1 pseudogene is annotated in these 416 nt (G+C 44.5%); it reads left to right on the top strand.

The annotated features are described in order from the left end of the window. Positions 1-33: 33 nt before the first annotated feature. Positions 34-416, top strand: a pseudogene (locus tag GFC01_RS18395) (gamma-glutamyl-phosphate reductase); the annotation flags it as partial.

Raw genomic sequence — 416 nt, 5'->3', positions numbered from 1 at the left:
GTACAGCATGTACAAAACTGAGGAGGGAATACGATGAATGAAGTTCTTGAAAAAGCAAAAAAAGCAAGTGCAGCCAAAGATCAGCTGCTTCTAAAAACGACGGAACAAAAAAATGCTGCCCTGCACGCCATCGCGAGTGCACTAAAAGCATCTTCAGCTTATTTAATAGAGGAGAACCTAAAGGATGTTCAGGCTGCTGAGGAAAAGCAGTTCACGCCATCTGTCATTGACCGGATCACACTCACGGAAGAGAGAATTGAAGCCATTGCAGACGCGACCCTTCAACTCATTCAGCTAAAAGACCCAATTGGTGAAACGTTAGAAACCATTCAAAAAGAAAACGGCCTGCTCATCGAAAAGGTCCGTGTACCGCTTGGAACGGTTGGAATGATTTATGAAGCAAGACCAAACGTGAC

Source organism: Desulfofundulus thermobenzoicus (genome assembly GCF_009428905.1).
Taxonomy (GTDB): domain Bacteria; phylum Bacillota; class Desulfotomaculia; order Desulfotomaculales; family Desulfovirgulaceae; genus Desulfofundulus_A; species Desulfofundulus_A thermobenzoicus.
This window is presented reverse-complemented; position numbering and strand designations above follow the sequence as displayed.